Here is an 18913-nt window from a genome sequence, read left to right on the forward strand (position 1 = left end):
TCATCAGGATATGAGCCATGTCTACCTTGTTTACCCGTATGATCAGCGCTGTAGTACTGAGTTACACCCTGTGTGCTTCAATCACGACACAAGCCGCCAGCTCGGTGCTGGTCTGGCCGGTGTATCAAATCATTGAGTCCGATCAGAACGGTTCCGCCTTATGGCTGGAAAATCGCGGGGCAGAACCCGTTTCTCTACAGGTGCGGGTATTGGCGTGGAAACAGGAAAATTTTAACGATCGCTATGCCGATCAGAATAACGTGGTCGCCAGCCCACCGTTTGCCACCGTACCGCCGGGGCAACGGCAGTTGATCAGGCTGATCCGCAATACGCCAGTACCGGCCAATACTGAGCAAGCCTACCGCATCATCGTTGATGAAATCCCGTCGCCGATCAGTGGCGCTGCCGGGGGGCAAAGCAAAGCGGTAGTAGGGCTGCAATTACAGATGCGCTATCTGCTGCCGCTGTTTATGTATGGAGGCGGCTTGTGGACCAACGAACGTAGCGATATCAAACGTGATGCTGCCACGGCGACGCGCCCAGTGTTGCAATGGCACACGATCAATGACGGTGGAAAAACCTATTTGCAGGTTCGTAATAGCGGCATTGTGCATGCGCGGCTGAGTAATGTGTTCTGGTCAGAGAAAGGCAACCAACAGCAGGGAGTGAAAACCATGATCGCGGGTTTTATGGGCTACGTCTTGCCTGGGCAGTCGATGCGTTGGCCGGTTCCTGCCGGGGTTAGCCCTGGTGCACAACTCAATGCACAAATTGCCCATAACACCAAACCCATCGTCATTCCACGCGGCGAATAGCGGCAGGAAGCGCGACGAATGCCGATCCGAGCCATTACTCGTTCCGATCATCAGTATCCGCTGTATTGCCGGGGCGGTCTGTGCCTGCTTTGCCTGAGTACCTTCTGCGTTCAGGCGCAGGAATACTCATCATTGCCCGATGCCCCGCGTGCGGCACCGGTGATCACCAATGCGATGTTCTACCTGACCCTGGTCGTCAATGGCCAGAGCGACGGGCAGGTTGTTCCTGTGACCTATCGGGACAATGCGTATTACGTGGAGGCCGGCGTGCTGGCAAAGAACCACGTGCAGACCAATGGTCAGCAAGGGTTGATTAAGGTCGAGGAGTTGCCTGGGGTGAAGGTGAAATATGATTCGGCCGCCCAGCAGCTGATTTTTCAGGTACCGGATGCCTGGCTGCCAAAACAGGACGTCGGCGGCGGTGAGTTGATGAATTACACGGTGGCGCAAAGTAGCACCGGTCTGCTGCTTAACTACGATTCCTATTATACCGATCCTCACGAAGGTTCCAGATCGGTTGCCACCTGGATGGAGCAGCGGTTGTTTAGCAACCTGGGGTTTATCAGTAACACTGGGACCTATCGCTACAATATCGACACCGTTTCCGGCGAGGGCGGCAGTGCCGTACAAGACCGCTATCTGCGCTACGATACGTTCTGGCGTTATAGCGATGAACAAGATCTGATCAGCTATCAGCTTGGGGATTTTGTCAGCAACTCGCTAACCTGGAGTAATTCGGCCCGCATGGGGGGATTACGCATCAGCCGCAATTTTGCTCTGCGCCCGGATCTGGTGACCTATCCGCTACTGCAATATAGCGGTACTGCAGCGGTCCCCAGCACCGTGGATTTATTTCTCAACGGCTTTAAGGCCAGCAGCAATAATCTGAACTCCGGGCCGTTTACCCTCACCAATGTGCCTTACATCAACGGGGCTGGTGAAGCGACGATCGTCACCACCGATGCGGTCGGGCGCCAGGTATCGACCACGGTGCCGTTTTATGTTTCCAACACCCTGTTGCGTAAAAACCTGAGCGACTTTGATGTGTCACTCGGCGCGGTGCGCCAGGATTATGGCATCTCCAACGGCGATTATTCCGACGCTGCTTTCAGCGGGATTTACCGCTACGGGCTGAATAATTATCTGACGCTTTCCGGGCACAGCGAGGCCACGCAAGGGCTGGCACTCGGCGGGTTGGGGGCCGATATCGCGGTGGGAACATGGGGTACGTTCAGCCTGTCTGCCAGCCAGAGCAAGGCTAATCATCCGCCGGTGGCGACCAGCGACGTGGTGAACGACCAGATTGTCCGGCCGAATACGCCAGGTATGCCCGACCCCAATCAGAATATAGACAATCCGCTGGGCACTAACGTGACGGACAAAAAAGACGGTAGCCAGTACACACTGGGCTACTCCTATAATTCGACGTTATTTAGCTTTTCGGCACAACGTGCTTCGCGCACCGTGGGTTATCAGGATCTCACGTCTTACACCAGCAATACCCGCCTGAGCCGCCAATCCGATCAGGCCACCTTCAGCGCTTCGCCGTTTGGCTCGAGTAATGGCACCTTGGGCTTGGGCTATTACGACGTGCAGGCCTATGACAACTCGCATACCCGCCTGGTGAACTTCTCTTACAGCCGTGCCCTGTGGGGCCAGAGCAGCATGTTTGTCTCACTCAATAAAACGTTGGGGGATAACGGTTACAGTGCGCAGCTGCAATTCATTATTCCACTGGGTAGTGATGTCAGCCTCAATGCAGGGTTAGCACGTAACAATAATGGGCATTATCAGCATCAGGTGGGGGCCAGCAAGGCGGCTCCCACGGATGGCGGCATGGGCTGGAACCTGGCTTACAGCGGTGGTGGCGATGCCTATCAACAGGCCGATGCCACCTGGAAAACCCGCTATGCCACGCTGCAAGGCGGCATCTTCGGCCCACAAGGGGAATATACCCACTGGGCAGACCTGAGCGGCTCAGTGGTGTTCATGGCTAACTCCTGGTTCCTGTCGGACAAGATCAACGACGCGTTTATCGTGGTGGATACCGATAATTATGCCGGGGTTTCGGTGCTGTATGAGAATCAGAAGATGGGCACCACCGACAGCAATGGGCACCTGTTGATCCCGTCGATCAGTTCGTACTATCCGGCCAAGGTCGAGATCGACACACTGCCGTTACCGGCGGACGTGGTGGCTAACCAGGTCAACAATCGCATTGCCGTTAAGCAAGGCAGCGGGATGGTGGTGAAATTCCCGGTACAAAAAGTCCTCTCGGCCAATATCACGTTGCATGACACCGCCGGGCAACCGCTGAAATTGGGCACGTTGGTCACGGAACAAACCACGCAACAAACCACCGTTGTCGGCTATGACGGGCTGGTGTACTTCTCACATTTACAATCCCACGGCCAGTTAAGTATTCAGCAGGACGACCGCTCAATGTGCCGTGTGGATTTCGACCTGAACCCCAATTATCACAGCATTGAACAGGTCGGGCCGCTGGTCTGCCAAGGCAGTGCCGAAGAGAAAAAATCATGATTATGTTATTACGATGGATGCGAGCAGGATTGGCATTGCTGCTGTTAGTGGGGGTTATGCCATTCGGTTGGGCGGGCTGCACCGCCCCTGCAACCGCGGGCAGCCTGGGCACACAAAATTCCTTTGACGTCAGCACGACTCCGTTAACCACCTCTGTCAGTAGCGGGCTGAAATGTACCGGCTCGCTGCTTAATATTGGCGGTACTAACACCATTAAGGCCACCATCGGTGCGACTTTACATCCAGTTGGCAACCAGCCGCGTTTATACAGTGCGGCAACCGGCCAGTATCTACCATACAGTCTGTGCAAGGAGGGTGGCTGTAGCACCCTGTATAATCAGGGCAGCGTCATTACCTGGACCAGTACTACCGCCCTGGATTTACTAGGCCTGTTTACCGGGCCAAACAGCACGCTGCCGATTTTTATCCGGCCACAAATGAACTCTAATCTGGCTGCTGGCACTTATACGGATACCATTCCGATCGCTTGGGACTGGAGCATCTGCTCGATTGCGCTTGGCCCCATTTGTGTCGCGGACACCGGGAGTATAACGTCCGGCGCCAATGTCAGCCTGTCGCTGGTTGTCACCAATTTTTGCTATATCGACAGCGCGCCAAATGTCGGGTTCGGTAGCGCGGCGTTGCCGTCTGGCCTCACTACGGTTGTGTCCAATACCATCAGCGTACGTTGCACCCTCAACGCCAGCTACTCGGTCAACCTGACCAGCAGCGTCGCCAGTTCGGGGCAATATCGGCAAATGGCGTCTACGGTAAACGGCACCACCAGCTATATTCAGTATCAGCTGTTCAAGGGGGATAGCACCGTTTGGACCGCCGCCACCAATAGCAACGCGACGGGCACGGGTACCTCGCAATCCTTTCCCTATACCGCCTCGGTTAACCTGTCGCAAAACAACCAGCCAGCGGGGAGTTATAGTGACACTGTCACGGTTACCGTCGCCTATTAGACGTTATTGATGGAAATCCAGTACTCCGTCGCGCACCAGTTCGCGGGGCAGGCTGTTTTTAATCCGGCTGCCGATCAGTTTGGCCAGCCCTAGCGGCTGATGCTGATAAGTAACGATACACTCATTGCTCTGTGGGGGTTGCGAGGGGTAGAGATCGCGGCCATGGAACCATTCCTGGGCCAGTGCTGCATCGAGCTCAAAAGTCTGTGGGTTGTCACTGGCCGCCAAGGCGATCACCGCCTCATGCTGCCAGCGGAACCCTTTTGGGAAGCGTTCCGCCAACTTTACGCCAATGCGGGAAAAACGCACTTTGCTGACCAAAGGCTCCAGCGCGGCTGGAAACAGCCAGATTTCTTTATCCCGCGCCCATAATTTACTGGTTTCATCCCAGACCAAACCCGAGGCTGCGGCAGCCTGCGCCACCAGTGCGGACTCCTGGGCCGAAAGTGGGGCGAAAGGGAACTTGCCCAGCTTATAGCTCGGTTTGGCCAATGCCGGAACGCTGTGATTTTTGCGTAGCCGGGCGACGAAGAAGCCTTCACTGTCATAAATCTGTGGGAATACGTGCAGGAAGCCTTCTGGAGTGAGGGCCAGTTGCGCTTGTGGGAACAGGTCACCCAGCGGCTCAATGCTGACGGCGTCGCCATAGGTTGCCAACAGTTGATGTATCACCTGTTGATTTTCCTGGGCATTCAGCGTGCAGGTGGAGTAAACCATCACGCCGCCGGGGGCCAGGGCGTGGAAGGCGCTGTCGATCAGTTCCCACTGGGTTTGCGCGATGCTGGCTACGCTTTCTGGCGACCAGTTGCTCATGGCATCCGGATCTTTACGCACCACGCCCTCACCAGAGCAGGGCGCATCCAGCAGGATGGCATCAAAGCTTTCCGGTAAGGCTGCGCCAAACACCCGGCCGTCGAAATGGGTCAGCGCCGTATTTTTGACGCCGCAGCGGCTGATGTTGGCATGCAACACCTTGACTCGGCTGGCCGAATATTCATTGGCGACAATGCCGCCCTGATTGCCCATCAATGCGGCGATCTGGGTGGTTTTGGAACCCGGCGCTGCGGCGACATCCAGCACTCGGCGCGGGGTTTCACGCTCGGCAAACAGGGCGCTCACCGGCAGCATGGAACTGGCTTCCTGAATGTAGAACAGGCCGCTTAGATGCTCCGCCGCGCTGCCCAGCCGTAATGCTTCGTCCTCGCGCTCGATCCAAAAGCCTTCGGGGCACCAGGGGATGGGTTCCAGCCGCCAGTCGTAGTCTTTGACCAGCACCAGAAAGTCCGCAACGCTGATTTTCAGCGTGTTGACCCGCAGGCTACGCCGCAAGGGTTGCTGGCAAATAGCGATGAAGTCATCCATGGATAAATGGTCAGGCATGATGGCGCGAGTTGCGTCGAGAAAAGCAGGAGGCAAAAAAGCAGGGGCAGGTTTAGCCACAGGGAGCTCTCAGGGCGGAAAAAAATCGAAGGGGCTAGTTTACCATAAACTGCCTGCCTGAGAATACCGGCAAGTTTCGATCAATGGGATGGATGGCAAAGCAGTAATGGTATGGATTATCTTGGGGGGAGCGGCAGGGCTCAGAACATTGAACCCTGCCGAGAACTATCAGTTGTCCCTAGGGATAGCGGTGCCCCATTCGCGCCAATCTTTCGGCTCTTCTGCATTCAGCAGGAAGTGTTTGTTCGGCGTGGCTTTAGGGGCCAGCGGAATGCTAGGTGGGGTGGCAAAGGCAATACCGCCGCGAATAAACTGCTGGAAGGTACCGCTCTTGATCACGCCGCCCGTCAGGCCAAACTGCAGGTTATAGCCAGAGGCCAGCCAGAAGACGCTGTTGTTACGCACCAGATGCTGGTATTTCTTGCTGACTCGCAGCGAGACGTGCACGCGATCTGACATCGCCCCCAGATAGAAACCGGTCACGGTACCCACTTCAATGCCACGGAACAGGATCGGCGTGCCGATTTGCAGCGAACCGGTCTCGGCGGCGTCCAGGATCACGCTCAGGCCATCCAGGTAGCGGGAGTCGGTAATGCTGGCTTCCTGCAGCTCAAAAGTACGCATTGATCCGCCGTGGCCGGGTTCCACGTTGATATAGGGCTGCAACAGGGAGTCAAGATTATTGACCCCAGCGGCAGAAATCTCCGGTGAAACGATGGCGAAACGGCTGCCGAGACGGGCAAAGGTTTTCACATACTCTGGGTACAATACTGCTTTTGCCAACACCTCGTTACGCTCCGGTGCCAGTTTCAGTGATTCAAGCTGGCCGATATCAATGCCCAGATAGCGTATTGGCATGCCAGGGGATAGTTTGCTGGCATCATAGGTGCGTAACGTGATCTGGCTACCCACGGCGCGAGCGGCGGTTTCTGAGGCGTACAGCACGCGTTTGGCCCCTTTATCCAGCGTTACGCCCTGCAGGTTATCAAAGCTGATAGCGCCTTTCAGCGCGCGGTTGAGCGGGGAAGCCTGCACTGTCAGGCCGCTGCCGTTCAATTGCACCTTGGCACCGCCTTCCGCCCAGAAAATGCTTTCGCTGGTTAACAGCTTGCGGTATTCCGGGCTGATATAAACCTCAACGTCAAACTCGTTGGCCTTGGGCCGTACGTTGACAATCTCCCCCACCTGGAACTTGCGGTATAACACCACCGAGCCAGCTTGCACATCTGGCAGGCTGGTGGCGGTAAGCGTCAAGGTGGGCAGTGGGCTGTTGCCGACGATGCCCTCGGCGGCTTTTTCCACGTTGCTGTACAGCGGATACTGCGCGTCCGGTTCGCCTTTACCCCCAGGGATCAGGCGTACGCCACCGTCTAGCCACTCCTGAGCGCTGGCACCTAACACTTGCACGCCGTCCAGCCCGAATTTGACATCCACCCGGCTGTTGACCACGAATTTACTGTCTTTATGCAGCAAGCTGCGGTGCTGAGCTTCGATCGCTGCCGTAAAGGTCACACCGCCGTCGGTCAGGGTACGGGTCAGGATTTGCCCGACCTTGATACCGTGCACGATTAACGGTTGCCCAACGTCGATGCCGTAGCTTTGCGGGGCATTCAAGGTGACCGTCACCACGCCAGGCTGTTGCAGCAGCGTTTTACTACTGTCCAACACGGTAAAATGCTGCTGGGGTTCGCCTTCACCCGGCACCAATTCCAGGGTGTTACCGGTTAACAGCTGACTCAGCTTGGCGTCGTTAAGGCTGACTTTTGGGCTACGCATCTCAATGCGCGTGCCGCTGCGCATCAGATCGACCACCGAAGGATCGATGGTGAGTTCGCCGGTGACCTTGCTATCCTGTTGCAGGGCCAGGCGAGTCAGCGTGCCAACCTGCAATCCTTGATACATCAGCGGCGTGCGGCCCTCGCTCAGGCTATTACCGTCGGGCAGGTCCAGTGAGATGTTAACCCCACGCTGGCTACGGGCCAGATCCGGATACAGCGTATAGTTTTGATCGGCCTTGGCCTGCTTGCCGTCTAGCGGGGAGTCAAAGGCTATCGCACCGTTTACCAGCGCGGCCAGGCTCTCCATCTGCACGCTGGCGCCGGACAGGCTGAAATCGCCTTTAAAACCGGAAACGTTCCAGAAACGGGTGTTGTCCTTCACCAGATTGGCAAAGCGGCGGTCGATCAGCACGTCGATGATCACGCCCTTGTTACCCGGCGAAATAGTGTAGTCATACACTTTACCGACCGGGATCTTGCGATAATAGACTAGCGAGCCAGTGTTCAAGGAACCGAGGTCGTCTGCTTGCAGGTGGATCATCAACTCGCCGGTATTCAGGCGGTATTTCGGCTGCGTATCCAGCGCGGTGAAGTGGGTTTGAGGTTTGCCACGGCCCGGCATCATGCCGATGTAGTTACCACCGACCAGTGCATCCAGGCCGGACACCCCAGCCAACGAGGCTTTGGGCGTGACCAGCCAGAATTGTGTGCCTTCCCGCAGTGAGTCTTCCAGATCGCTCTTGATGCTGGCTTCAACCACGATACTCCGCAGATCCTTGCTCAGCGAAATGCTTTGCACGGTGCCCACGTCCACACCCTGGTAACGTACCGGCGTACGGCCAGCGACAATACCCGCCGCAGACTGGAAGTCTATGGTGACACTATTGCCGCTCTCCTGGTAATTGGTATAGACCAGCCACCCGGCAATCAGCAGGGCGATAAACGGCAGTAACCAGAATGGCGAGATTCGGCGCTTGTTTTTGACCCGCGCCTCAGTCGGCGTATTCGGCGTTTCCTGTTGCATGTGCATCCCAAATCAATCGGCTGTCCAGCCACTGTACGGCAAGGATAGTTAAAATAACCGCAGACCCAAAGTAAAAAGCTGCTGGCCCCATAGTAAAAGAAAACAGTTGGTCGCGATTGATCAGCGACATCATCAACGAGATCACGAACAGATCGAGCATCGACCAGCGGCCAACCCAGGTGACCAGCCGGAGCAACCGGATGCGGGTTTTGAGGCTGTGCGACGTTTTGAAATGAATGCTGAACAGCAGCACCAGCAGTACGATCACCTTGGTAAAGGGCACCAGGACGCTGGCGATAAATACGATGGCGGCGATTGGCATGTTGCCCGAGTTGGCCAGCGAAACGACGCCGCTGAAAATGGTATCTTCCATACGCGCGCCGTTGGCGTAGACCACCGAGATCGGCAGCAGGTTGGCGGGGATCAGCAGCACGATCGCGGCAATCAGCGCGGCCCAGGTTTTTTGCAGGCTGTAAGGTTGGCGATGACACATCGGCACATGACAGCGGGGGCAGCGGCCACGCTCATCCTGAAAACCGGTAAAATGGCAGGCGAGGCAGACGTGTAATGCCTCTGGTTTGCCCTCTGGCTGTTCCTGCGGATAGTAGCGCTCCCACATCTGCTCCAGGTTCATGTGGATCAGCGTCAGCAGGCTGAGCAGGGTCAATGCCAGATAGGCAATCAGGGCGCTGCCGGGTTCAATATCTGCATATTCCTTGACCTTGATCGCCGCGACCACCATACCGATCAGGTAAATATCGAGCATGATCCACTCTTTCAGGCGCTCCAGCATCAGCAGCACTGGCCGCAGGTTCATGCCGAGCGCATGGCCAAACCACAGGTACAGCAATGACAGAGATAGCGTCAACGGCGCGCCGATGGTGCAGAAGGCGACCATGCTGGCGGTAAACGGATCCCCCTGGCTGCTCATTTGCCAGATGCCTTCCAACAGGCTAGCGTTAATCTTCGTGCCGAGCAGGCGGATGCTGATCAACGGCTCGCTAAAGGCAAAGGGCATCAGTAACAGCATGGTGACGGCTACCGCGGTCAGGCGGGTCATTGACCAGTCGCGGCCATTCACCACTTTGGCGTTGCAACGTGGGCAGTAGGCGGCCTGATTGCGGGTTAACGGCGGCAACGTGAACAGCAAATCGCATTCACAACAGCGTTGGTGGCGAGCCTTGGAGAGCGGGCCGGTAATGGCGAGTATCTTCATCATGAATGCTGTTTGGCGACCTGAGGTCTACTTAGCGTAGCTTGAAAACCAACCCGTCAATGCTATCAACCGGTAAAAAGGGATTAGCATCGCAGGTTACAAATGATTTTTAGACGGCAAACATACCCTGTTGTACCGTGTTTTGTGAAGCAACAGATGATTAACCTTGTGGCTATACGCATTTAATGCTTATTTTATACGGGTTAAGTCGAAGCTATTTGAGTATTTGAACGGTTAATCATGACTAAAGAATCATTCTACGCGGAATTAAAACGCGATTTGAGCGCATTGCTGGATGGGGAAGATAATTTTATCGCCGCCTTGTCTAACGCCAGTGCGCTACTCAATGAGCGTCTTGATGACGTGAACTGGGTCGGTTTTTACCTGATGGAAGGCCATCAACTGGTGCTAGGTACGTTCCAAGGCAAGATTGCCTGCGTGCGGATCCCGTTGGGTAAGGGCGTGTGCGGTACGGCAGCGGCGCAGAATCAGGTGCAGCGCGTTGGCGATGTTCATGCATTTCCTGGACATATCGCCTGCGATGCCGCCAGCAACGCGGAAATTGTGTTGCCGTTAGACGTCAGTGGTCAGGTCATCGGTGTTCTGGATATCGACAGCACAGTTTATCAACGCTTCGATGAACAGGACGAAATCGGCCTGAAAGCAGTGGTGGCGGGGCTTTGCGCACGGCTGGCACAGAGCAATTTTGCGAAATATGTCACTGTAGCGGCAAGTTGATCTACGGTTAACGTGGCATTTAGCGATGGCGTCATTATAATGACGCCTGTTCATGCCTGCGGCTTGTTGGCAACCCGTTGTAATCAGGAAATTTCATGGAAAATCAACACAAGTTGAACACAGTTAAAGAAGTCATTGCTTTTCTTGCCGAGCGTTTCCCGCTCTGCTTTAGCGCCGAAGGCGAAGCACGCCCGCTGAAAATCGGTATTTTTCAGGATCTGGTAGAACGTGTACAAGGGGAAGAGAACCTCAGCAAAACGCAGCTGCGTTCAGCTTTGCGCCTGTATACCTCAAGCTGGCGTTACCTGTACGGTGTCAAAGTTGGCGCCCAGCGTGTAGACCTGGACGGTAACCCGTGCGGTGAGCTGGAACAGCAGCATGTCGATCATGCTCGCCAGCAGCTTGAAGAAGCCAAAGCGCGCGTTCAGGCACAGCGTGCCGAACAGAATGCCAAAAAACGTGAAGCTGCTGGTGAGTCTGCCACTGCCGAGCCTCGTCGTCCGCGTCCTGCCGGCAAAAAGCCAGCCGTACGTCGTGAAGGCGGAGCCGCAGCAGAGAACCGCAAGCCGCGCCCACAACAAGCACGCCCACAGCAAGCTCGTGAACCTCGTGTAGCCAAAGAGGCCAGCCAGCCGCGTCATGTGCCAGTCACAGACATCTCAAAACTGCAAATTGGCCAGGAAATCAAAGTCAGAGCAGGTCAGAGCGCGATGGACGCAACCGTACTCGAAATCGCCAAAGATGGCGTTCGTGTACAGCTCTCCTCCGGTCTGGCGATGATTGTGCGCGCAGAACACTTGCAGTTCTGATACGGAGGCCAACCAAGGCATGAACAAATTTGTCAGATTAACCGCAGTTGTGGCTTTGCTGTGGGCGGGTGTCAGTTACGGAGCGGATACAGCCAACATCCGCATCGATCAACTGCCCAAGCTTGAGCAGGAAGCTGAACATGCAACCGTGAGTGAGCGCGTAACCTCGCGCTTCACTCGCTCTCATTATCGCCAGTTTGCTCTGGATGCGGATTTTTCAGGCAAGATCTTCGATCGCTACCTGAATATGCTGGACTACAGCCACAATGTGCTGCTGGCCTCTGACGTCGCGCAATTTGCCGACAAACGCAGCACGCTGGGTGAAGAGCTGAAATCCGGCAAACTGGTTACGCCTTATGCACTGTTCAATCTGGCGCAAAAACGCCGCTTTGAGCGCTATCAGTATGCGCTATCGTTGCTCGACAAGCCGATGAACTTCACCGGCAACGACACCATTGACGTCGACCGCAGCAAAGCGCCGTGGCCGAAAGACAAGGCAGAATTGGACCGCCTGTGGGATGCCAAGGTCAAATACGATCAGTTGAACCTGAAGCTGACCGGCAAAACGGATAAAGAGATCCGTGACACACTGACCAAGCGTTATCAGTTTGCGATCAAACGCCTGACGCAAAGCAACAGCGAAGACGTGTTCTCGCTGATCATGACCGCGTTTGCCCACGAAATCGATCCGCACACCAACTACCTGTCTCCACGCAATACCGAACAGTTCAATACCGAGATGAGTCTCTCGCTTGAAGGGATTGGTGCCGTGTTGCAGATGGATGATGATTACACCGTGATCAACTCCATGGTGGCAGGCGGCCCGGCAGCCAAGAGCAAGGCGATCGCCGTAGGTGACCGTATTGTCGGCGTTGGCCAGGCAGGCAAACCGATGGTTGACGTGATCGGCTGGCGTCTTGACGACGTCGTCTCGCAGATCAAAGGGCCGAAGGGCAGCAAGGTTCGCCTGGAGATCCTGCCAGCAGGTAAAGGCACCAAAACCCGGATAGTTACGCTGACTCGTGAGCGTATCCGCCTGGAAGATCGCGCAGTTAAAATGACTATCAAGACCGTCGGCAAGCAGAAGGTCGCAGTGATGGACATCCCTGGCTTCTACGTCGGCCTGACCGATGACGTCAAAGTTCAGCTGCAAAAGATGGCCAAGCAGAACGTCGACAGTCTGATTATCGATCTGCGTGGCAACGGCGGTGGGGCATTGACCGAGGCGGTATCGCTTTCTGGTCTGTTTATCCCAAGTGGCCCGGTTGTTCAGGTGCGTGATAACAACGGCAAGATCCGAGAAGATGCGGATAACGACGGCGTTGTCTACTACAAAGGCCCGCTGGTGGTGCTGGTTGACCGCTTCAGCGCCTCCGCTTCCGAGATTTTTGCTGCGGCAATGCAAGACTATGGTCGTGCGCTGATCGTGGGCGAGCCTACCTTTGGTAAAGGCACGGTGCAGCAGTACCGTTCACTGAACCGGATTTACGATCAGATGCTGCGTCCTGAATGGCCTGCACTGGGTTCTGTCCAGTACACCATCCAGAAGTTCTATCGCGTTGACGGTGGCAGTACCCAGCGTAAAGGCGTTACGCCAGATATTCTGATGCCAACGGGGATCGATCCGGCAGAAACCGGCGAGAGCTTCGAAGATAACGCCATGCCGTGGGATAGCATTAATGCAGCTGCCTACACCAAAACCGGTGATTTGAAGCCGTTTGAACCGCAACTGCTGAAAGACCATGCGCAGCGTATCGCCAAGGATCCCGAGTTCCAATACATCGCGCAGGATATTGCCCATTACAAGGCGTTGAAAGACAAGCGCAACATCGTTTCTCTCAATCTGGCTACCCGTGAGAAAGAGAACCATGACGATGATGCTACGCGCCTGAAGCGTATTAATGAGCGTCTGGAGCGTGAGGGTAAGAAACCGCTGAAGTCCCTGGAAGACCTGCCAAAGGACTACAAGGAACCGGATCCGTATCTGGATGAAACGGTCAAGATCGCACTGGATCTGGCCAATAACGAAAAGCAGCAGCCATCGCAACAGACGGCCGCCGCCAAGTAAGTTATTTGCGGGTTTAACGCTATCGAGCGCACCTTCGGGTGCGCTTTTTTTTTGCCATACCCGCACTAAAATTTCTGTTGAGGTCTCCACTCTGGGCTCAGAAATCGTTTACACTTTGTAAAACCCTTGTTTCTTCGTGACTTTGTAAAGTTACGTATTTTTAGTGGCTTAATGGCCTGCCAATCTTGAAATTGTGACCAATGCCCATAAGATCTGGGTATCTGAGGTCGCGTTTTGTTAACAAATAACGAGGAAGTAAACATTCTATGATGCGTATAGCTTTGTTCCTGCTCACCAACCTGGCGGTGATGTTGGTTTTCGGGCTGGTGCTTAGCCTGACAGGGATCCAATCCAGTAGCGTTCAGGGCCTGATGATCATGGCCGGTCTGTTCGGTTTTGGCGGTGCGTTTGTTTCACTGCTGATGTCCAAATGGATGGCGCTACGCTCCGTCGGTGGGGAAGTGATTGAGCAGCCGCGTAACGAAACCGAACGCTGGCTGTTGGACACGGTGCGCCGCCAATCGCAGCAGGCGGGTATCGCCATGCCGCAGGTGGCCATCTACCAGGCACCGGACATCAACGCCTTTGCGACCGGCGCTCGCCGCGATGCATCGCTGGTGGCGGTCAGTACCGGCCTGTTGCAAAGCATGAGCCGTGATGAGGCGGAAGCGGTGATCGCCCACGAAATCAGCCACGTTGCCAATGGCGACATGGTGACCATGACGCTGATCCAAGGGGTGGTGAACACCTTCGTGATCTTCGTGTCGCGCCTGATTGCCCAGGTGGCCGCCGGTTTCCTAGGCAACCGTGATGGGGAAGGCGAAGGTAACGGCAACCCGATGATTTACTTCGGTGTTTCGATGGTGTTGGAGCTGGTATTTGGTATTCTGGCCAGCATTATCACCATGTGGTTCTCACGTCATCGTGAATTCCACGCCGATGCGGGTTCAGCCAAACTGGTCGGCCGCGAGAAGATGATCGCTGCGCTGCAACGTTTGAAAACCAGCTATGAACCGCAGGAAGCGGGCACCCTGATGGCTTTCTGCATCAACGGCAAATCCAAGTCGTTCAGCGAGCTGTTTATGTCACACCCGCCGTTGGACAAGCGTATCGAAGCGCTGCGTTCCGGCCAGTATCTGAAATAACGTTGTATCAAACGAAAACCCCGGCTCGCCGGGGTTTTTGCTATTCAAGCGGGCGCCGCAGATAACACGCATGCTGCGTCCGATAAGCTATTTGCCAGGTTCAGCGAGATTCGCACGGGGTTGAGTGATACGCAGGCAACTCACTACGGCAGCGACGCTGGCGAAGATCCCCGCCAACACCAACGAAGCGTGTGTGCCGCTGGTGGGGAACAGGTTGAACATCAGAGCCACCAGCGCCGCGCCAGAGGTTTGCCCCAATAATCGCGCTGTGCCCAGCATGCCACTAGCTCCGCCGCTGCGGTGGCGTGGGGCGGCAGAAATAATGGTGTGGTTGTTGGGCGATTGGAATAACCCAAAGCCCGCACCGCACAGCACCATGCGCCAGATGATATCCAGATCCGTCGGGTTATGTGGCAACAGCGCCAGCAGGAACAAACCGAGCGCGAAGGTCGCCAAACCAATCCCTCCCAGTAACCCTGCATGAACACGCTCCACCAGGCGGCCTGCAATCGGCGCCATCACGATAATGGCCAACGGCCAGGGAGTTAACAGCAAACCCGTCGCCACCTCGTCACGGCCCAGAGAGGCCTGCAGGAAGAAGGGTAACGACACCATGGCCAGCATCTGGGCGGCAAAAGAGCAGATCGAGGTGCCCATCGACAGCGCAAAAATAGGGATGCGCAGCAGATCCACCGGCAGTAAAGGGGATGTCTGCCGCAACTGACGGCGCACAAAGAAGTAACCAATCACCAGCAACGCCGCGATTTCAGCGGCAATCAGCAGCAGGCTTTGGCCTTGGGCAAAACCGCTGATGGCGGTGATCAGCAGGCCAAACGTCAGGGCATTCATCACCGCGCTGGTAGGGTCAAAGCGCTGATTGCTGCTTTTCTGGCTGTTGGCCGGTAAAAATTTCATCCCTAGCATCAGTGCGACGATGCCGATCGGCAGGTTGATGGCAAAGAGCCACTGCCAGGAGGCCACGGATAAAATGGCGGCGGCGACCGTAGGCCCGGCGGCGGAAGAGAAGGCTACGATCAACGAGTTTATGCCGATGCCTCGGCCGAGAAAGCGCTGCGGATAGATAATGCGGATCAGGGCGGTATTGACGCTCATAATCGCTGCGGCACCAAACCCCTGCAGCACGCGGGCAATCGTCAAGGTGAATAGCGAATCGGACAGGGCGCAGAATAACGAGGTAATGCAGAATACCAGCAGACCAGCCTGATAGATGCGGCGATAGCCAATCAGATCGCCCAAGGAAGCCAGCGATAGCAGCGAGATGGTGATCGCCAACTGATAGGCATTGACCACCCAGATCGAGCTGGCCGGGCTGGCGTTAAGATCGCGGGCGATGGTCGGCAAGGCCACGTTGGCGATCGCTCCGTCAAGCACTGAAACGGTAATGCCTAGCGCAATGGCCAGGATTGCTCCGTAGCGTTGCGGGACGGGTAAGCCGTCGGAATTTGCAAGCGTTGTCATGGAGGTAGTTATTAAACAGGGGGAATATTACAATGCTAATCATATTTCCCGCCGAATGCACCCGCCGTTTCTGTGCTAAATGTAAAAGTAGTGGGATGTCTGCCGCTAATCCCATCAATAATGGCGAATATTGTGCAACTTCCATTGCATGGGGTGAAATGTTCCGATTATACTGAAACTCTTGTTCAAATTTCCTAAAACAATAATAGTTAAGTTAAGGTATTAACCATGGCTAACGCAGATCTAGACAAACAACCGGATTCCGTTTCATCAGTGCTGAAAGTGTTTGGCATCCTGCAGGCACTGGGTGATGAGCGTGAGATCGGCATTACCGAGCTTTCACAGCGGGTAATGATGTCCAAAAGTACCGTTTACCGTTTCCTGCAAACCATGAAGTCGCTGGGCTATGTCTCACAGGAAGGGGAGTCGGAGAAATATTCGCTGACCCTCAAGCTGTTTGAACTGGGTGCCAAATCGCTGCAAAACGTCGATTTGATCCGCAGTGCAGACATCCAGATGCGTGAACTGTCTAACCAGACGCGTGAGACCATCCACCTGGGGGCGCTGGATGAAGACAGCATCGTCTATATCCACAAAATCGACTCCATGTATAACCTGCGTATGTATTCACGCATCGGTCGCCGTAACCCGCTGCACAGCACCGCGATTGGTAAAGTCTTGCTAGCCTGGCGCGATCGCGGCGAAGTGGAAGAAATCCTGTCCCATGTCGAGTTTACCCGCAGCACTCCGCACACCATCGCCAGCGCTACAGAGTTACTGCCGCTATTGGATAAGGTACGTGAGCAGGGGTTTGGCGAAGATATCGAAGAACAGGAAGAAGGCTTGCGCTGCATCGCGGTGCCCGTGTTTGACCGTTTTGGCGTGGTGATCGCGGGCTTGAGCATCTCCTTCCCGACCATCCGCTTCTCTGAAGAAGGCAAAGAGGGCTACGTGGCGCAGTTACATACCGCCGCTCGTCTGATTTCAGCGCAAATGGGTTATCACGACTATCCGTTTTAAGCTTGCCGTAGTTGGAGGGGGCTGAGCATAGCTTCGCCCCTACGCTTTCTCGCCCAGCCTTCGAAATCTCTCCTCGGTTTATAAAATCCAACTACTCTGCTATTCGCCTATCTTGCACTCTTTGAACAAGTGACGTGGAACACCGGCAATGGCTGGACGAATAGCAAAGAGATCCCCAGAATCAGGGTATTCAGCCAGTTCTGAAGCCGTCATGGCAAAGCGCGCCGTGGTGATGAATAAGGTTTCCAGACCTTCCCCGCCAAAGCAGCAACTGGTGGGGCGCGGTACGGGCATGGCGACGCGCCCGCTCAGGCTGCCGTTACGGTCGTAGTGCAGCAAACATCCTCCGTTGAACATACAGACCCACAGCCCTCCGGCACGATCCAGGGTGATACCATCGGGACGTCCCAGCTCGGCTGGGGTTTCGGCGAAGCACATCACGGCCCCCAGTTCCCCGTTGGGAGCGTATGCGGCCCGAAATATTGAACGTGCGATGGAATCGACAAAGAACAGCGTGTGGTCATCTTCCGACCAGGCAAGGCCATTAGGCAGTGCGATATTCCTCTGGATCGCTTGGGCGCTAAGTTCACTGTCATAGCGGTACAGCGCTCCGGCCTCACGGTTCGGCCCCTCGTGCATCAGGCCGGTGATAAAGCGTCCTTGCGGATCGCAGGCCCCATCGTTGAACCGATAACTGGCTTGGTTATGGACTGCGCTGGAGTGCGTGCGGACCACTCCTTGTTTGGGATCAAGAATGGCAACCCGCGCGTCTTCGGTGAAGATCAGATTGCCTCTATCCGTGAGGGCCAGAGCACCGATGCGTGCCGATGATTGATAAACGGTTGCCACCCGTGCTTGCGGGGTCATCACGTTAATCTTGCCACCAGAGATATCGACGAAGTACAAAAGGCGGTTGTCTTTATCCCAGATAGGACTCTCGCCAAGGTCGGCGCGGACTTCGGCGATCTTGTGCAGATGACCCCCGTCACGCATCGCCAAACTCCTTGATGCGTTGCCAATTGTGGGCGACGTCTTCCACGCTGGCACACTCAATGCGCGCCAGATCCGTAGGATAGGTTACGTCTGGGTTTTCACAAAAGCGGGTGGCGGTGAACTGGCCGTTGCTGGCGCGCAGGATCACGCCTGTGTCTTGACATAACGAGCTGGCCAGATACAGCAAGCCTGGCACCACCCACTCGGGCTTGAGGTCTGTGGGAGACTGCGTGATCCCCCACATGCGGGTTTTAGCCACCGGAGAGATAGCGTTGACCAGGATGCCGTCCGGTTTTCCTTCCATGCTCAGGGCATTCATGATGCCGACTTGGGCCATCTTGCCAGCGGCGTAGGCCGTCAGGCCTGGCTGCGCATGGCACGGTCAGAGGTCGTCAGCACGATCCGAGGTGATTGGGAACGTTTGAGATGCACCCAGGCGTGCTTGCTCAACCAGATCGGCGCACGCACGTTGATGCCAAGGGAGCGCTCAAGGAATACCTCTTCCTGTGTCTCAATGGGCTGATAGCCGACCCAACCAGCGTTATGGATCAGGATATCCAGCGCGCCGAATTGCGCGATGGCCAGCGCTACAAGTTGCTGGCAACCCATCTCGTTATCCAGGCGCCCGTTGTGGGTGATGAACGAACCAGGGTCGGCCTGCAAGTCATGAACCGCTTCGCTCATTACCTCTGGGTCAGCACCATCGCCGGTCAGGCCGGTACCCAGGTCGCTAACGATCACCCTTGCACCACGCTCCAGGAGGGCTTTGGCGTAAGCGTTGCCAAGCCCGCGGCCAGCACCGGTGACGATAGCTACCTTGTCTTTGAAAAGCTCGTCTGAGCGTCGATCTGTCATCATGTACCTCCGTTTGGCAATGGC

General features: G+C 55.7%; 15 protein-coding genes. 8 read left to right on the forward strand and 7 right to left on the reverse strand.

What is annotated here, in order from left to right:
• Positions 1 to 17 precede the first annotated feature (17 nt).
• The 3 genes from ACMV5H_RS05500 to ACMV5H_RS05510 are packed head-to-tail and all read left to right on the forward strand — an operon-like array spanning position 18 to position 4324.
• Positions 18 to 815, forward strand: coding sequence for a molecular chaperone (locus ACMV5H_RS05500; protein WP_414821557.1), 798 nt, complete (start codon positions 18 to 20; stop codon positions 813 to 815).
• An 18-nt stretch (positions 816 to 833) separates the two neighbouring features.
• The gene (locus ACMV5H_RS05505) at positions 834 to 3356 is read left to right on the forward strand and encodes a fimbria/pilus outer membrane usher protein (RefSeq protein WP_414821558.1); all 2523 of its coding nucleotides are present in this window, start codon (positions 834 to 836) and stop codon (positions 3354 to 3356) included.
• The gene (locus ACMV5H_RS05510; RefSeq protein ID WP_414821559.1) at positions 3353 to 4324 is read left to right on the forward strand and encodes a spore coat U domain-containing protein; all 972 of its coding nucleotides are present in this window, start codon (positions 3353 to 3355) and stop codon (positions 4322 to 4324) included. Before ACMV5H_RS05505 ends, ACMV5H_RS05510 begins: the two co-directional genes overlap by 4 nt.
• 3 nt (positions 4325 to 4327) lie before the next feature.
• On the opposite strand, the gene rsmF is transcribed toward ACMV5H_RS05510, so the two are convergent.
• From rsmF to yebS, 3 genes are all read right to left on the reverse strand, one after another.
• Positions 4328 to 5764, reverse strand: a complete 1437-nt coding sequence (gene rsmF / locus ACMV5H_RS05515) for a 16S rRNA (cytosine(1407)-C(5))-methyltransferase RsmF (RefSeq protein WP_414821560.1) — start codon at positions 5762 to 5764, stop codon at positions 4328 to 4330.
• A gap of 168 nt (positions 5765 to 5932) precedes the next feature.
• Positions 5933 to 8566, reverse strand: coding sequence for a PqiB family protein (locus tag ACMV5H_RS05520; protein WP_021804623.1), 2634 nt, complete (start codon positions 8564 to 8566; stop codon positions 5933 to 5935).
• Entirely contained in the window at positions 8535 to 9782 is a 1248-nt protein-coding gene (gene yebS / locus ACMV5H_RS05525; RefSeq protein ID WP_037374824.1) for a membrane integrity lipid transport subunit YebS, read from the reverse strand. Before yebS ends, ACMV5H_RS05520 begins: the two co-directional genes overlap by 32 nt.
• A gap of 240 nt (positions 9783 to 10022) precedes the next feature.
• Between yebS and ACMV5H_RS05530 the strand changes: the two genes are divergently transcribed.
• From ACMV5H_RS05530 to htpX, 4 genes are all read left to right on the forward strand, one after another.
• Positions 10023 to 10520 carry a GAF domain-containing protein gene (locus ACMV5H_RS05530; RefSeq protein ID WP_414821561.1) on the forward strand — a complete coding sequence of 166 codons (498 nt, stop codon included), beginning with the start codon at positions 10023 to 10025 and terminating at the stop codon, positions 10518 to 10520.
• Positions 10521 to 10615: 95 nt separating this feature from the next.
• Positions 10616 to 11329, forward strand: a complete 714-nt coding sequence (gene proQ, locus ACMV5H_RS05535; RefSeq protein WP_021804621.1) for an RNA chaperone ProQ — start codon at positions 10616 to 10618, stop codon at positions 11327 to 11329.
• 19 nt (positions 11330 to 11348) lie between these two features.
• Entirely contained in the window at positions 11349 to 13397 is a 2049-nt protein-coding gene (gene prc, locus ACMV5H_RS05540) for a carboxy terminal-processing peptidase (RefSeq protein ID WP_094981816.1), read from the forward strand.
• Positions 13398 to 13663: 266 nt separating this feature from the next.
• Positions 13664 to 14542, forward strand: a complete 879-nt coding sequence (htpX, locus tag ACMV5H_RS05545; protein WP_021178212.1) for a protease HtpX — start codon at positions 13664 to 13666, stop codon at positions 14540 to 14542.
• 87 nt (positions 14543 to 14629) lie between these two features.
• Here the strand turns inward: htpX and ACMV5H_RS05550 are convergent, their stop codons facing one another.
• The gene (locus tag ACMV5H_RS05550) at positions 14630 to 16021 is read right to left on the reverse strand and encodes an MFS transporter (protein ID WP_414821562.1); all 1392 of its coding nucleotides are present in this window, start codon (positions 16019 to 16021) and stop codon (positions 14630 to 14632) included.
• A 228-nt stretch (positions 16022 to 16249) separates the two neighbouring features.
• Between ACMV5H_RS05550 and kdgR the strand changes: the two genes are divergently transcribed.
• Positions 16250 to 17041, forward strand: coding sequence for a DNA-binding transcriptional regulator KdgR (gene kdgR, locus ACMV5H_RS05555; RefSeq protein ID WP_115158410.1), 792 nt, complete (start codon positions 16250 to 16252; stop codon positions 17039 to 17041).
• 99 nt (positions 17042 to 17140) lie between these two features.
• Here the strand turns inward: kdgR and ACMV5H_RS05560 are convergent, their stop codons facing one another.
• Genes ACMV5H_RS05560 through ACMV5H_RS05570 form a run of 3 tightly spaced genes read right to left on the reverse strand, consistent with a single transcriptional unit; the run spans position 17141 to position 18892 of the window.
• Positions 17141 to 18034: an SMP-30/gluconolactonase/LRE family protein gene (locus tag ACMV5H_RS05560; protein ID WP_414821563.1), complete on the reverse strand. Its 894-nt coding sequence runs from the start codon at positions 18032 to 18034 to the stop codon at positions 17141 to 17143.
• Positions 18027 to 18338, reverse strand: a complete 312-nt coding sequence (locus ACMV5H_RS05565) for a hypothetical protein (protein ID WP_414821564.1) — start codon at positions 18336 to 18338, stop codon at positions 18027 to 18029. The genes ACMV5H_RS05560 and ACMV5H_RS05565 overlap by 8 nt, the downstream gene beginning before the upstream one ends.
• A 53-nt stretch (positions 18339 to 18391) precedes the next feature.
• Positions 18392 to 18892, reverse strand: coding sequence for an SDR family NAD(P)-dependent oxidoreductase (locus ACMV5H_RS05570; protein ID WP_414821565.1), 501 nt, complete (start codon positions 18890 to 18892; stop codon positions 18392 to 18394).
• Positions 18893 to 18913 lie beyond the last annotated feature (21 nt).

This window comes from Serratia sp. N21D137, from assembly GCF_047530005.1.
In the GTDB taxonomy this organism is placed as follows: domain Bacteria; phylum Pseudomonadota; class Gammaproteobacteria; order Enterobacterales; family Enterobacteriaceae; genus Chania; species Chania fonticola_B.

Coding starts and splice junctions, on each gene's coding strand:
- ACMV5H_RS05500 (WP_414821557.1), top strand. CDS start 18: ATGTCTACCTTGTTTACCCGTATGATCAGCGCTGTAGTACTGAGTTAC.
- ACMV5H_RS05505 (WP_414821558.1), top strand. CDS start 834: ATGCCGATCCGAGCCATTACTCGTTCCGATCATCAGTATCCGCTGTAT.
- ACMV5H_RS05510 (WP_414821559.1), top strand. CDS start 3,353: ATGATTATGTTATTACGATGGATGCGAGCAGGATTGGCATTGCTGCTG.
- ACMV5H_RS05520 (WP_021804623.1), bottom strand. CDS start 8,566: ATGCAACAGGAAACGCCGAATACGCCGACTGAGGCGCGGGTCAAAAAC.
- yebS (WP_037374824.1), bottom strand. CDS start 9,782: ATGAAGATACTCGCCATTACCGGCCCGCTCTCCAAGGCTCGCCACCAA.
- ACMV5H_RS05530 (WP_414821561.1), top strand. CDS start 10,023: ATGACTAAAGAATCATTCTACGCGGAATTAAAACGCGATTTGAGCGCA.
- proQ (WP_021804621.1), top strand. CDS start 10,616: ATGGAAAATCAACACAAGTTGAACACAGTTAAAGAAGTCATTGCTTTT.
- prc (WP_094981816.1), top strand. CDS start 11,349: ATGAACAAATTTGTCAGATTAACCGCAGTTGTGGCTTTGCTGTGGGCG.
- htpX (WP_021178212.1), top strand. CDS start 13,664: ATGATGCGTATAGCTTTGTTCCTGCTCACCAACCTGGCGGTGATGTTG.
- ACMV5H_RS05550 (WP_414821562.1), bottom strand. CDS start 16,021: ATGACAACGCTTGCAAATTCCGACGGCTTACCCGTCCCGCAACGCTAC.
- kdgR (WP_115158410.1), top strand. CDS start 16,250: ATGGCTAACGCAGATCTAGACAAACAACCGGATTCCGTTTCATCAGTG.
- ACMV5H_RS05560 (WP_414821563.1), bottom strand. CDS start 18,034: ATGCGTGACGGGGGTCATCTGCACAAGATCGCCGAAGTCCGCGCCGAC.
- ACMV5H_RS05565 (WP_414821564.1), bottom strand. CDS start 18,338: ATGGAAGGAAAACCGGACGGCATCCTGGTCAACGCTATCTCTCCGGTG.
- ACMV5H_RS05570 (WP_414821565.1), bottom strand. CDS start 18,892: ATGATGACAGATCGACGCTCAGACGAGCTTTTCAAAGACAAGGTAGCT.